Raw genomic sequence first — 14,289 nt, forward strand, 5'->3', positions numbered from 1 at the left:
AATATTTATATTTTGATTGATGCTCACAGAATAAAATTCTATGAGCATTTTTGTTGTTCAATTCTTTGCACCAACAGTGTTGAATTAATTTGGAGTTCTTTTTATAACACCGCTTTCATATAATTTAAATATAGAAAGGAGTAAGCAAAATGACTCTAATTTCTAGGCAAATTAACATTGCAACGAACTTATTAAATAACCCGCAAACTTATAAAGTTAAGGATTTATCTGCTAGATATAAAGTTTCGATTAGAACTTTAAGAAACGATCTAAAGAAAATAGCAAAATGGATAAATAAGCAGCCTGGTTGTAAATATAATTCGAAGCCTGGTAAGGGAATATGGATAAGTTTTGCTAGTGATTTTAATCGAACAAATGCAATTAACTCATTGCAATCTTTTTCAAGTGAGGAAGTAATTTCGCAGTATTTAAGTCCAACCCAAAGAAAATGGAAGATTTTGACCAGTTTGGTTTTCGCTGAGGAATTTATAACCGGTAAAACAATGACTAAAATGCTTGGCGTGTCTGCTAATACCTTTTTAGCAGACATAAACAATGCCAAGTCAGAAGCTAAAAGATTTAATTTGCTTTTAGAAGGAAAAAATTATTACGGTTACTTCTTAACTGGAGATGAAATTAATATTCGTGCGTTAATGGAATATATCTTACAAAAGCAAATTGATAGATATTCATTTGGTGCCAATAATTTGATTGATTTGATTTCTAAAATAAGCACAAGTTCAGTTGGTAATACGAATTTACCTAAAAACATAAATAAGTTAATTAATTATATTTCTTTAATATTGAGTGACATTTTAAACCTAAAAGATGCTTTTAATACCAGCATGGATTTGAGTATTGCTAAGTCAATGATTAACCGGTTAACAATCATTATTTTGGAAAATTCTCGTCACCGAATTTTAAATCTTCCAAGCTATGATAAAAGACTTAATCAGACTCAAAAGCATTATGCTCAGATCTACAAATTTGTAAGTGAAATTTTTGGCATTAAGCCAACAAAAGACGAAGAAAAATACTTTATTTTTGGAGTAAAAGTCTTGGAAAAAGATGTGGAAACTAGTGAGGCTGTAAAGGAGATTATATCTTATGTATCACAAAAAATGGTTTTGCCTTTGGAAAATGATTTACAGTTACAAGACTCGTTAACTCAACATTTGATGAGTGAGTTGAATAGTAATTATCAACATTTTAATGACTATACTCCTTTTACGGCAGAGGTAAAGAGTCGGTTTAGCACATTGTTTGACACAGTTAAAGCAGCATTAGACAAATATATTTCTAAAAGTCCACTCATTAACAGTGATACTTTTGTGACTTTGGTTTCTCTTCATTTCTTGGTTTCAATTAGTGATATGCAAAAAATACCACAAGTCAGTGCACTTTACGTTTGTTCAACCGGTTTAGGTGCAACGAAACTTTTAAAAAAAGTAATTCAAAGCAGAATTCCGTACATTACAAGTGCCGGCTTTGCTTCGGTGATTAATTACCGCACAAAAATATATGAAACAAAACCTGATCTCGTAATTAGTATTTTCCCTTTGAAAAAAATAGCTTCAACTAAAATCATACAGGTTAATCCTATCCCTAATGAGCAGGATATGTTGAAAATTGAACGGGAAGTTTCTTTTTTGCTCAAACAGAATACTGTCAAAAATGATAAAGATTTGAAGAATGCTATTAAGGAAGAACAAAGTATTAATAATGTAGAGAAAATACTTTCTTTAAGCATAGAAGCCTATATCAATGTCAGTGAATATTTAGGGGATCGCATCAGTAAAAAATATGAAAAAGCATTTATGATTCATGTGCAATTAGCAACAGAACGGATTTACTTTGATAAGCAATATGATTCTAAGCCAACTGATAAACAATTAAATAAATTTTCAAAATCTGACATCAGTCGACTGTGCAAGATTTACTTAGATTTAGGCTTACACATTAATATTAATGAAATAATAGCAATTTTACGTTATACGTTGTTGAAATAAAGAAATGGTAATTTAGATGAAAGTAGAGTTATATAAAGAATTCCAAAAATATATTGCAAAAAGTAATTATAAAGATGAATTAAGGCAGGTAATGGTATATGTAGTTTCTTTAATACATCAAAATAAGCTGCAACCGAGCGACTTAGAAACTCAAATTTTAGGTAATCATTTATTTGAAATGGTTAATAGAGCAAAGAATGAAGAAAAATTAGAAAAAGTAGATAAGAAAATTTTTGCCAAGGTATCACAGCAATCGTTGGAGATGTCTCAGCAAGTTGTGGATTTTATTGATAATAATGTTGGCAAAATAGCTGAATCAGAAAAGTATGTTTTGTCAATTCACTTTGAAAATATGAAATTAGATTAAAGGAGAATTTAATATGTTAAAAATTGTAGTTGCTGACCGAATGGGAAAAGGAAGTAATGTTGCTAAAGGCATTGAAAAAGCAGGTGCCAAGGCTGTTTTAGTTCCTGGAATTGGTGCGGACATGAAATTAGGAGATGTCATGAATAAAGAGAAAGCTGATTTTGGCATTTCTTTTTGTGGTAGTGGCGGAGCCGGCGCTTTAATTGCCAATAATAAATACGGTTATCCAGAAAGACATGGTATGAGATCAATTACTCAAGGGATTACTGCTATTAATGACGGTAAAAAGGTTCTTGGTTTTGGTTTTATGGATAAAGAAGAATTAGGAGAAAAACTCGTTGAAGCAATTAATAAAAAATATCCCGACAAGTTTTAGGTGCTCAAATGAAAAATGTAATTCAAGCAGAAGATAGAAACATTGTAGTGAATGGAAAGGCTAAGAGTAAGAAAGAGGCATTTGCCAATGCAATAAACAAAATAGCCAGAAATTTAAGCGCAACAGAAGATAATTTAATTTTTAAGATAGAACCAAAATCTTTTGAAGTAGAAGATTTTAAAGAAATAGATGAAAAAGAACATTTTTTGTTTTTCTTTTTCCCCAGAATACGCAAGTCATATGAGGTTCAACTTAGAGTTTTGGTTCATGTAGAGTACATTTGTGTTAATGAAATAGACTGTCAGAAAGTAGCAACGACTGACAACCCACTTATTAACAGAGTAACTAAAGGAGTATAAAAATGCATATTTTGATAATTTTAATTGAATCCTTAATCATTGGTACTCTTGTTGGATTAGCAGTTGGGGTAGGGGCAGCCAGAATGTTTAATGCTCCAACTGTCCAAGCTTTAGGAGCATTTAGAACACTAGGTGAAATGAATGCCAGTGAAGGAGACCCCGCATCACACTTTTCGTTTGGATTAGGCTTCTTCTTTAACGCCTGGGCTTCAACTGTGGCAGCTGGGTCCTTTACGCAGGATGTTACTCACCGAGTAATACCAAATTGGGCCGCTGCAATTTTGATGTTGAAAAACCACGATGAAAAACAGATGCATGATGCCAAGAAAATGGGTATAGCCGGTGCAATTGTAGGAGCTTTAATTGTGGCTTTTCTTAACTTAACGAGTTCCGCTTTGCCACAATCACTTCAAATTACGGCCGTAAAGGTTTTAGTTCCAGCTGCAACATTATTAATTAACACTGTTATGCCCGTCATCTTTTGGTTGGCGGCAATTGATGGTGGGAAAAGATCTGGAATTTTCGGAACAGTCTTTGGTGGTGTTGCCCAGTTGATTATGGGTAATGCTGTTCCAGGGGTAGTTTTGGGAATTTTAGTTGGTAAAGGAGTAGATGAAAGTGGTTGGAATAAGATTACTAAAATTATTCTGATTACTACAATTGTCTTGTTTATTTTGAGTGCATTTTTCAGAGGAATAGATTTGACATTGATCAAGCAACTGAATATGGGAGTTCCTGCTTGGTTAAAGCAAATTCACTCAGTTTTTGGTGGCTAAAACTTAGTTGAAAAGAGGCAAAAACATGGATAAAAGTGATGAAACTTTAGAAGAAAAAGAATTAGATTTAAAGAATACTAAAAGTTTTTGGTATGCCGATTGGAGTTTCCCAATTATTGTTGGCTTAATGTCAGCTGGAGTATTCGCTGGGACTTCAATGTATTTTAACTATGGCACTGGTGCATTTAATGAAGTTGCATTTGTTGCTATGTTGAAAGCAGGGATGACTGGAGGCTCGTATGGTGCTTGTGCAGCATTTGGAGCCAGCTTTCTTTTTGCCAGAGTTTTGGAAGGTTCGTTAGACGGAATTTTAGATTTAGGCGGCTCAATTTTAACTGGTGTTGGTTTAGGTATTCCAGCTATATTACTCAGTATGAATATTAAAGAACCAATTAAGAGCTTTCCGCTGGCTCTATTAACCGGTGCTATCATCGGGATTTTGATTGGTTTTGTTATTTATGCTATTAGACATTTTACTTTAAAACAATCTAACTCAACTTTTGGCGCTGACATTATGATGGGCGCAGGTAACGATACAGGAAGATTTTTAGGCCCATTAATCATAATTTCTGCCTGTCAAGCATCAATTCCTATTGGTTTAGGTGCAGTTATTGGTGCAGTAATATTTTATGCGTGGAAGAAGCCAATCACTGGCGGCGCAATTATCGGAGCTATGATTGCTGGATTGTTCTTCCCTGTGAAAGTTTAGTTGAGGTGAAAGATGATAGATTTATATTTGAAAAATGGTAAAAGTATTGCTGATGGTTCTCCAATCGAAATTGGTGTTTTAGGTGAAAAAATTGTTGCTGTCGGTCATTGCCTAGATGGAATTGAAGCTAGTAAAGCAATTGATCTTCAAGGAAAGTATGTTTCAGCAGGATGGATAGATGATCATGTTCATTGTTATGAAAAATTGACGCTTTATTATGATGATCCTGATGAAGACGGTTATAAATCTGGTGTCACTACCGTAATTGATGCCGGTTCTACCGGAGCAGAGAATATTGGTGATTTTTATCATATAACAAGAAATAAAATTACCAATGTTTATGCAATGATTAACGTTGGTCAAACAGGGATATTGGCACAAAATGAACTGGGTGACATTAATACTGTTCAAAAAGATCCTCTAATGGAAGCTATTCAAAAATACCGTGATTTTATTGTTGGTATCAAAGTAAGAGAAAGTCATTCTGTAGTTATCAACAATGGTGTAGTGCCTTTACAAAAAGCTAAAACATTCCAAAAAAATTTAGGTGGTAATTTCCCGATTATGGTACATGTTGGCGCTAACCCACCACAATTAAAAGAAGTTTTAGGCCTAATGGACGATAACGATATTTTAACTCATGGCTATAACGGCAAACCAAATGGCATACTTGATGAATCAGACAATATTCGTCAATTTGTCTGGGAAGCTTATCGCAGAGGCGTAACCTTTGATGTTGGCCATGGTACTGATAGCTTTAACTTCAATACTTTTGATATTGCAAATGCTGCCGGCTTAATTCCATATTCTATTAGTACTGATATCTATAACCGCAACCGTATAAATGGTCCTGTGTATAACATGGCCACAACTTTGGACAAGTTTTTAATGTATGGTTATTCGCTTAGTGATGTGATTAATAAAGTAACTGCGGCTCCAGCAAATAATTTTAACTTGATTAACAAAGGACAGTTAAAGCCGGGATACGATGCTGATTTGACTATTTTTGATTTAGAAAAAAATAAAGAGGTTACACTCACAGATTCGAATCATAATCATCGTCAATTTAATCAACATATTTGTCCTAAAATGGTTGTCGTTATGGGTAAGACTTATCAGATTGGAGAATAAAATGGATTATTATCAGAAATTGAACTTAAAGCATGTAATAAATGCCAGCGGTAAAATGACAATTTTAGGTGTTTCAAAAACAAGTAATGCAGGAATTGAAGCGCAAGAATTTGGTGACAAACACTTTTTTGAAATGTCAGATTTAGTTAAAAAGAGCGGAAAATATGTGGCTAAATTGATTGGAGCGGAAGACGCAGTCATTGTGAACTCAGCGTCTGCCGGGATCGCTTTAGCTGTTGCAGGGGTTATTGGTCAGGGAAGCCAGTACCATGTTTATCATCCATATTCAACTAGGTTTAAAGCCAGAAATATTGTCATCCCTAAAGGACAAAATGTAGATTATGGTGCTCCAGAAGAAGAAATGATTACTTTGGGTGGAGGCAATGTAGTTGAAGCAGGCTACGCTAATATGTGCTCACCAGAACATGTGGAAATGATGATTGATGAAGATACTGCAGCTATTTTCTACGTGAAAAGCCACCATGCAGTACAAAAAAGCATGCTTACTGTTAAACAGGCAGTTGAAATTGCTCATAAACATAATTTGCCTTTGATTTTAGATGCTGCAGCAGAAGAAGATCTGAAAAAATATCTGGCACTAGACGTAGATATCATTCTTTTTAGTGGTGCAAAAGCAATTGAAGGACCAGCTTCAGGCCTAGTATTTGGTAAAGCAAAATACATCGACTGGATCCGTATGCAAAGTTCAGGAATAGGCAGAGCGATGAAAATTGGTAAAGACAATCTTTTGGGATTGGTAGGAGCAATTGAAGAATATATTAGTTCAGGCCCAGAGAATGGCACACATATGCGTAAGCGTCTTGCACCATTTCTAGAAAAGCTGAGCTCAATTCCTGGGCTTACAGTTACAGAAGCACAAGATCAAGCAGGAAGAGAAATTTATCGTGCCGCTATTAAAATGAATGCTGATGCATCAAAAAGTGCAATTCAAGTAGTTAAAGAATTGAAAAATAATGATCCCGCTATCTATACTCGGGAATATCGTGCTAATGAAGGAATAATTGAGTTTGACATCAGAGCGCTCAATTCAGAAGAAATGAATTTAATAGTTGAAAGATTAAAGGAGATTATGGAGTAAATGGAATTAGTACCAAATTATTATAAAGGAAGAGTAGCGTTAAATGTTTTAGCCGGAAGTGTTGCCAATGCTAAAGAAGTATATGAAGCGGCTGACGGTCATGTTGTTTGTGGCGTCTTAACTAAAAACTATCCTGATAATGACAGCTGTATTGCTGATTTGAAAAAGTATCAAGCAGCAGTAAATAATGCCATTTCGGTTGGTTTAGGTGCAGGTGATCCTAACCAAAGTAAGATGGTTAGTGAAGTATCTCAGGTAATTCAACCGCAACATGTCAACCAGGTTTTTACGGGGGTCGGTTATTCTCGGGCTTTATTAAGTCAAGACCAGACTATCATTAATGGTTTGGTTTCACCAACAGGTATGGTTGGTTACGTCAATATTGCAACAGGTCCGCTCAGCTCTAAAGAAATGGCAACAGAAGTGCCGGTTACCACGGCTATTGCCTTGTTAAAGGATATGGGTGGTAGTTCATTTAAGTTCTTTCCAATGAAAGGCTTAGCACATAAGGCGGAATACGAATATATTGCTAAAGCTTGCGCTGCAAATGATTTTAGCCTTGAACCAACTGGTGGCATAGATTTAGAAAACTTTGAGACAATTTTGGATATTGCTTTAGATGCTGGCGTGACTAGAATATTACCACATGTATACTCATCAATTATTGACAAAGATACCGGACTTACTAAGCCAGATGATGTAGCAAAATTGTTTGAAATTGTTAAAAGAAAACTTGCATAAAAACAGGCACTAAAATGAAACGAAAACTAGGAATAGCGATTTTGCCAGTGATAAGGCCTATATCAAAAAAGCAAGTGAATTCGGATTTTCCAAAATTTTTATGAGTTTGCTTGAAATTACTGGCAAGAAGGAAGAAGTAATTGCTAAATATCAAAAGCTAACTAAGTTGGCAAAAGAACTTAATTATGAAGTGATTTTGGATGTTTCGCCAGCAATATTTAACCTTTTAGGGATTTCATATGATGACCTCTTATTAAAATCAACATGTTAGACGAGGGGATGTTAATGAGCAGGTAATCAGGTCAACAGAAGTTAGAAAAAAGTATCATAGTTTTTCCAATTCGCCCCATGACAATGAAATAGAGTTTCAAAAAGGGGATGTAGTCATAGGCAATAATGAGTTTGGAAAGTATAAGAATGAGCTACAGATTGTTTTAAAGCCACATAAGGATAATCGTAAAAATTTCGTTGGACACATTAATATTGATGAACTTTCACTATTACCATTTATTAAATCTTGGTCAAAATTTAAGTTTATCTGTTAAAAATTCTATAAGTAAAAATATAAATATGAGGTAAAAATAAATGAATAATTTTGTCAATTTTTTGGAAGCAAAAATTCTACCTGTAGCTAATAAAATGGGTCAACAAAGACATATGACAGCTATTCGTAAAGGTATTATTGCTACTTTACCATTAACTATTGTTGGCTCTTTCTTTACCATTCTGAGTAATATGCCCATACCAGCAGTCGCTAATTTCTTGGCACCTTATCAAGCAATTCTTGATATCCCTTTTCGCTTTACGGTAGGAATTCTGTCATTATATGCTACTTTTGGTATTGCTTCTGCTCTTGCTGAAAGCTATAAAATGGATACTTTATCTAGTGGCATATTAGCTGTACTCGCATTTTTAGTGGCAACAGTACAGCCGGTTAAAGTAAATGCAGATGTTAAAAATGTGATTACGGCAGGACGATACATTAATATAGCCAATTTAAGTGCGTCTTCGTTATTTGCAGCGATTGCAACTGCCTTGATTTCTGTCGAAATTTACCACTTTTTAGAAAAGAAAAACATCACAATTAAAATGCCTGAAGGTGTACCGCCTGAAGTTTCCAATTCTTTTGTGGCACTTTTTCCAGCAGCGGTCATTTTAATATTATTTTGGGTTATAAGAGATATATTTAATTTCAATATCGCCACTTTTATTTCCAATATTTTAATGCCGCTAAAAGGATTTTTAGTTGGCAACAGTTTGGCCGGTGGTTTAACTACTGTATTCTTTATCTGTGGCTTTTGGACACTTGGTATTCATGGCGCAGCTATTATGGATCCAATTGTCAGACCATTCTGGGAAATGTCAATTGCTACCAATATGAATCAATTTCATGCTGGTGTAGCAGCAACTCACTTATCCACAATTTTTACTGAACAATTTTTACAGTGGTTTGTTTGGATTGGTGGAGCTGGGGGTACACTTGCCCTAGTAGTACTTTTTATGTTTTCTAAATCGAAGTATTTAAAAGATTTAGGTAAGTTATCTATTTTACCTGGTTTATTCAATATTAACGAGCCAATTATATTTGGTGCCCCAATTGTGTTAAATCCGATTCTTGGTATTCCATTTATTTTTGCTCCACTCGTAACAACTACCATTTCTTATTTTGCAACTACTTCTCACTTGGTACCAATGATGATGGTCAGATTGCCGTTTACTATTCCCGCACCAATTGCAGCAATCATGAGTACAAATTGGAGTTGGAATGCTTTGATACTGTCAGTGGTTAACTTTATTATCTACATCATCATCTACTATCCATTTTTCAAAGTGTTTGAAAAACAGCAATTGGAAAAAGAGAATGATACTGTGCAAAGCTAATTAACTAAGGTTAAGTGAAATAATAATGATATATATAATTTTATTAGCTGTATATTTTATAGCTTGTCAGGTAGTAGTTTTTAAGGTTGATCGCGTCAGAAAATTCATTAACGAATATAGCGCAGGAAAGATAGTTTTATATGGCATAACTGCTATCGGCTTGGGGACAATTTTATGCATGGCCTTAAAAGTAAGCTGGATATTAATTGCTTTAATTACTGTTTTTGAATGTTCCATTATTTCAGAAAAATATCGTCTTGTTTTTCAAGACATGGAAAAGGGGAGAAAAATATAGAATAATAAAACTATACAATATCTATTAAAATAAATAATATTAAGGGCTAATATCTAATGATTTAGATAATTAGTCTTTTTTTATAAAAAACTAGCTCATATTTTTAGTTAATCTTGTCACTTTTCAAGATAACCATAAAAAGCCCAAGAATTTATCCAAATTCCTGGGCTTTTTAACAGCTTCTTTTGACTAATATTTTTATGCTATGCCAGCAAAATCGCATCATCTTCAAGGCCCGCACCTACATGTTTTTGGAATAATTCCATTAGTTTAGGCACAGTTAAATTTTGCTTATCTTCACCAGCCAAATCGATTGCTACACGACCTTGATGCAACATGATCAAACGATTGCCGTAGCGGATAGCATCTTCCATGTTATGAGTGACCATAAATGCTGTCAAATGCTGTTCAGATATCAATTTTTCAGTCAATTGCATGACCGTTATTGAAGTTTGCGGATCAAGAGCCGCAGTATGTTCATCCAATAAAATCAAATCTGGCCGTTGCAGCGTTGCCATCAAAAGTGTAATGGCTTGTCTTTGACCACCTGAAAGTAAACCAATTTCTGTTTCTAAACGGTTTTCTAGATTTAAATTAAGTTGAGCAAGCTGCTTTTTGAAAAATTTTCTGTCCTGACTTTTAACACCAGGACGAAACCCCCGGTGCTGTCCGCGCTTCATGGCTAAAGCCAAATTTTCTTCCACAGTTAATCTGACCGCAGTTCCCATTTTAGGATCTTGAAAAACGCGACTAATATTTTTTGCTCTTTTAGTAACAGGCAGTTTTGTAATATCGGTACCTTTTAGAATAATTTGTCCTTCTTGAATGGGCAGCGTTCCGGCAATACTATTGAGCAGGGTAGACTTACCAGCACCATTACTACCAATGATAGTCACGAAATCTCCGGCTTCTAAATTAAGGTCAATTCCGCGTAAAACCCGGTTTTCATTGACAGTTCCCTGTTCAAAAGTTTGATGTAAATTTTTAATCTTTAGTACTTCTGGCATTTTGCTTTCCTCCTTTAAGATTGCGTGGTAAATGGAAATTCGGCAAAGTTAAGCACACAACTAAAACTAAAGCTGAAGCTAATTTTGCGTCAGACGGTTCTACATTCATCTGGAATACCAAGGCTAAAATCAGTCTATAAATGATGGCACCTACAACTAAAGTAAGTAAACGACCACCAATTGACAGATTGCGAATAAGTACTTCTGCAATAATAATTGAAGCTAGTCCGATAACAAGAGTTCCAACACCGGAGTTAAGGTCGGCAAAGCCGTTATTTTGTGCTAAAAGTCCACCTGACAAGGCAATGCAGCCATTAGAAATCATATAACCTAAAATTTTCATTCCTTGTGTTTTAATGCCGTTGGCAGCACTCATTTGCGGATTGTCGCCAGTAGCTCTCATAGCTAGGCCAATTTCAGTTTTAAAGAAAACGACGAGTAGCATAATAACTAAAAGTGCAATTATCAGTCCCATTGCAATTACAGCATTGTTACGACTTAAGCCCCAATTTTGCGCAATTGTAAAAACCGTATCTTTGCCTAGCAATGAAACATTGGCAGCGTTTTGCATTACTCTGGAAGTAATGGAGTACAACCCAGTCATTGTAATAATTCCTGCTAATAATGAAGGAATACGCAATTTAGTGTTCAAAATACCAGTAACTAGTCCCGCAATCAAACCGCCAATAAATGCGGCAATAGTTGCCAAAATCGGATTAATTCCTTTAATAATACACATCGTCGCAACAGCTCCCCCTAAAGGAAAACTGCCTTCAGCCGTCATGTCGGCCAGATCTAATATCCGAAAAGTTAAATAAACACCGATTGCCATTAATGACCAGAGTAATCCTTGAGAAGTAGACGAAAGTAATAACTCCCAAAATGTATTCAACATAACTATTGATTCACGCTGCCTTTCTTTAATTTATTTAGGTGCTTTAATTGAAGCAGGGTCAATTCCAAGTGCCTTTGCCATTTTCTTGTTAACCACCAATTTCAAATCAGTTGCTCTTTCAACAGGCATGTCTTTAGGTTTAGCTTTACCATCTAAAATCTTAGCAGCCATTTTACCGGTTTGTTTACCCAGTGCCTCGTAGTCTATTCCAATAGAAGCCAAGCCGCCAGTTTTAACTTGGTCCGTTGAACCGGCTACCAGTGGGATTTTCTTTTCCTTAACAACCTTACCAATAATTGAAGAAGCAGAGGCAAAAGTATTGTCTGTTGGTACGTAAATTCCTTGTACTTTTCCGGCTAAAGTTTCAGTGACTTGTTGCACATCATTTGTAGTGTTGGCCGTCTTAATTAAAACTTTGACGCCAGCTTTTTTAAGCGCCTTTACAGCTAAATCAGCTTGAATTTTAGAATTGGCTTCGCCTGCATTGTACATAATGCCAATTGTTTTGGCCTTAGGTACGATTGATAAAAGTAATTTGATTTGTTTATCAATTGAAACCATATCAGTAGTTCCTGTGACATTTCTGCCAGGTTTAGCATCTGAATTTACTAGTTTAGCAGCTTTTAAATCAGTCACGGCAGTCACTACAATTGGGATATCCTCTGTAGCATTTGCTACACTTTGTGCTGCTGGGGTGGCAATACCTAAGATTAAATCTGATTTTTCGTTGACCAGTTTTTCACTCATGCTCTTCAAATTGTCTTGACTATTTTGCGCATTTTGGTAATCGATTTTTAGATTTTTGCCTTCAACATAGCCTTTCTCTTTCAGACCTTCTTTAAAGCCTTTGTTAGCTTCATCTAATGAAGGATGTTGCACTACTTGCAGTATACCGACATGTTTGACAGTAGCTGTACTGCCTGACTTTTTGTTATTGCAACCACTTAAGAGCAGTAGACCGGTTAAGGCCATTCCCATAACTAATTTTTTAATTCGCATTTTTCTTCCTCCGTATATCTAATCTTCATAACGTAAAAACACCCACTTATTTCTAAGTGGGTGTACAAGCATTATTTTCATTAATAATTATTTGTGATTAACCACTTAGAAAGCTATGTGGCTAACCGCAACTAAAGGACTTTAGCCATCATAGATAAATTCAAAACTTGAATCTGGTTTGAATTCATCTAGATGAACCCAAACCCTATCTAAAATAGCTAAAGTAATAACGATTATTCAGTTGTGAGACGTGTTTAATATAATATTTCATTAAGATCAACCTCCAACCTTAATGAGAAGATTATAAAAAATAAAGAAGAAAAAGTCAAGGAATAATAAAATTTAATTGTAATAGATGTTCAACCTAAGCAGATTTTTTAAAAATTATCTTGGGTAAAAATTCTAAGCATATATATTGTTTTACATGAAAAAACTGCCCTTGTGGCAGTCTGTTTCAAATTTATTTTGGTGCTTTAATTGATTTAGGATCAATTCCAAGTGCTTTAGCCATACTTCTGTTCACAACTAATTTCATGTCGTGTGCTTTTTCGACCGGCATGTTTGCAGGTTTAGCTTTGCCGGATAAAATTTTAGCAGCCATTTTTCCTGTTTGTTCACCCAATAATTCGTAATCAATACCGATTGAGGCTAGGCCACCAGTTTTGACTTGATCAACGGAACTCGCTACCAGAGGAACCTTCTTTTCCTTAACAACTTTACCAACTACTGAAGCGGCAGAATCAAAAGTATTGTCAGTTGGAACAAAAATGCCATCTACCTTAGATGCCAGAGTTTCAGTTACTTGCTGGACATCATTGGTAGTATTTGCAGTTTTGATCAGTACCTTAACTCCTGCTTTTTTCAATGCCGCAGTTGCTAAATCAGCCTGTATTTTAGAATTTGATTCACCGGCATTGTACATGATCCCAATAGTTTTTGCCTTAGGTACAATTGATAACAACAGTTTAATTTGTCTTTTAATTGAAACCATGTCTGTTGTGCCCGTGATATTTCTACCCGGTTTCTCATCGGAATTAACCAATTTAGCAGCTTTTAAATCAGTAACAGCAGTGACAACGGTTGGAATTTTCTGCGTTGCATTTGCTACACTTTGCGCCGCCGGCGTAGCAATCCCTAAGATCAAATCTGATTTTTCGTTGACTAGTTTTTCACTCATACTCTTCAAATTATCTTGATTATTTTGAGCGTTCTGGTAATCAATCTTAAGATTTTTACCCTCTACAAAGCCACTTTCCTTCAAACCCTTTTTAAAACCCTTGTATGCTTTATCAAGAGAAGGGTGCTGCACTACTTGCAAAACACCCACATGTTTCACGTCTGGACCTTTACTGGCTTTTTTACTGCTGCAGCCTCCTAAAGCCATCAATCCAACAATTGTAATTCCTGTAATCAGTTTTCTAAAACGCATCTTGTGCCTCCATAAAAAATACCCACTTACTTCTAAGCGGGTACACAGAAATTAAATTGCCAACAAATAATTGGATTGTGGTTAGCCACTTAGAAAGCTATGTGGCTAACCATACTAAAAGAGTCCTAGCCATCATAGATAAATTCAAACTTAGTTTCGTTTGAATTCACCTAGATGAACTCAAACTCTTATCTATAGTAGCTAAGATAATAACGA

16 protein-coding genes and 1 pseudogene are annotated in these 14,289 nt (G+C 35.1%); 13 read left to right on the top strand and 4 right to left on the bottom strand.

Going from position 1 to position 14,289, the window contains the following annotated elements; all coding sequences use genetic code 11:
* Window positions 1-149 precede the first annotated feature (149 nt).
* The 13 genes and pseudogenes from AAA915_RS04395 to AAA915_RS04450 all read left to right on the top strand — a co-directional run bounded on the left by AAA915_RS04395 (window position 150) and on the right by AAA915_RS04450 (window position 9,743).
* Window positions 150-2,009, top strand: a complete 1,860-nt coding sequence (locus tag AAA915_RS04395) for a BglG family transcription antiterminator (protein WP_338200156.1) — start codon at window positions 150-152, stop codon at window positions 2,007-2,009.
* Window positions 2,010-2,025: 16 nt separating this feature from the next.
* Entirely contained in the window at window positions 2,026-2,376 is a 351-nt protein-coding gene (locus AAA915_RS04400; protein ID WP_338200158.1) for a PRD domain-containing protein, read from the top strand.
* 13 nt (window positions 2,377-2,389) lie between these two features.
* A complete protein-coding gene (locus AAA915_RS04405; protein ID WP_338200160.1) occupies window positions 2,390-2,752 on the top strand; it encodes an SFCGS family glycine-rich protein in 363 nt (120 codons plus the stop codon).
* 8 nt (window positions 2,753-2,760) lie between these two features.
* Window positions 2,761-3,111 carry a DUF4312 family protein gene (locus tag AAA915_RS04410; protein WP_338200162.1) on the top strand — a complete coding sequence of 117 codons (351 nt, stop codon included), beginning with the start codon at window positions 2,761-2,763 and terminating at the stop codon, window positions 3,109-3,111.
* 2 nt (window positions 3,112-3,113) lie between these two features.
* The gene (locus AAA915_RS04415; protein ID WP_338200164.1) at window positions 3,114-3,887 is read left to right on the top strand and encodes a DUF4311 domain-containing protein; all 774 of its coding nucleotides are present in this window, start codon (window positions 3,114-3,116) and stop codon (window positions 3,885-3,887) included.
* Window positions 3,888-3,912: 25 nt separating this feature from the next.
* Window positions 3,913-4,596: a DUF4310 family protein gene (locus AAA915_RS04420; protein WP_338200166.1), complete on the top strand. Its 684-nt coding sequence runs from the start codon at window positions 3,913-3,915 to the stop codon at window positions 4,594-4,596.
* Window positions 4,597-4,608: 12 nt separating this feature from the next.
* Window positions 4,609-5,727 (top strand): amidohydrolase/deacetylase family metallohydrolase, encoded by a 1,119-nt coding sequence (locus tag AAA915_RS04425; RefSeq protein WP_338200168.1) that lies wholly within the window; start codon window positions 4,609-4,611, stop codon window positions 5,725-5,727.
* Window position 5,728: 1 nt separating this feature from the next.
* On the top strand, window positions 5,729-6,826 hold the full coding sequence (locus AAA915_RS04430) for a DgaE family pyridoxal phosphate-dependent ammonia lyase (protein ID WP_338200170.1): 1,098 nt from the start codon (window positions 5,729-5,731) through the stop codon (window positions 6,824-6,826).
* Window positions 6,827-7,567, top strand: coding sequence for a 2-dehydro-3-deoxy-phosphogluconate aldolase (gene dagF, locus AAA915_RS04435; RefSeq protein WP_338200172.1), 741 nt, complete (start codon window positions 6,827-6,829; stop codon window positions 7,565-7,567).
* 61 nt (window positions 7,568-7,628) lie between these two features.
* Entirely contained in the window at window positions 7,629-7,838 is a 210-nt protein-coding gene (locus AAA915_RS09220) for a MupG family TIM beta-alpha barrel fold protein (protein WP_420915109.1), read from the top strand.
* Window positions 7,828-8,112: pseudogene (locus AAA915_RS09225) on the top strand (DUF871 domain-containing protein); the annotation flags it as partial. The gene AAA915_RS09220 and the pseudogene AAA915_RS09225, both read left to right, overlap by 11 nt.
* Window positions 8,113-8,152: 40 nt before the next feature.
* On the top strand, window positions 8,153-9,448 hold the full coding sequence (locus tag AAA915_RS04445) for a PTS sugar transporter subunit IIC (RefSeq protein WP_338200174.1): 1,296 nt from the start codon (window positions 8,153-8,155) through the stop codon (window positions 9,446-9,448).
* A 25-nt stretch (window positions 9,449-9,473) separates the two neighbouring features.
* Window positions 9,474-9,743: a hypothetical protein gene (locus tag AAA915_RS04450; RefSeq protein ID WP_338200176.1), complete on the top strand. Its 270-nt coding sequence runs from the start codon at window positions 9,474-9,476 to the stop codon at window positions 9,741-9,743.
* Between the two features lie 203 nt (window positions 9,744-9,946).
* Here the strand turns inward: AAA915_RS04450 and AAA915_RS04455 are convergent, their stop codons facing one another.
* The 4 genes from AAA915_RS04455 to AAA915_RS04470 form a co-directional block, all read right to left on the bottom strand.
* Window positions 9,947-10,750: an ABC transporter ATP-binding protein gene (locus AAA915_RS04455; RefSeq protein WP_338200178.1), complete on the bottom strand. Its 804-nt coding sequence runs from the start codon at window positions 10,748-10,750 to the stop codon at window positions 9,947-9,949.
* Window positions 10,728-11,645, bottom strand: a complete 918-nt coding sequence (locus tag AAA915_RS04460; protein WP_338200180.1) for an ABC transporter permease — start codon at window positions 11,643-11,645, stop codon at window positions 10,728-10,730. The genes AAA915_RS04455 and AAA915_RS04460 overlap by 23 nt, the downstream gene beginning before the upstream one ends.
* Window positions 11,646-11,675: 30 nt before the next feature.
* Window positions 11,676-12,644, bottom strand: a complete 969-nt coding sequence (locus AAA915_RS04465) for an ABC transporter substrate-binding protein (RefSeq protein ID WP_122037247.1) — start codon at window positions 12,642-12,644, stop codon at window positions 11,676-11,678.
* A gap of 460 nt (window positions 12,645-13,104) precedes the next feature.
* Window positions 13,105-14,028 (bottom strand): ABC transporter substrate binding protein, encoded by a 924-nt coding sequence (locus AAA915_RS04470; protein WP_420915110.1) that lies wholly within the window; start codon window positions 14,026-14,028, stop codon window positions 13,105-13,107.
* Window positions 14,029-14,289: the final 261 nt, after the last annotated feature.

It is taken from the genome of Lactobacillus rizhaonensis, assembly GCF_036246345.1.
Lineage (GTDB): Bacteria > Bacillota > Bacilli > Lactobacillales > Lactobacillaceae > Lactobacillus > Lactobacillus rizhaonensis.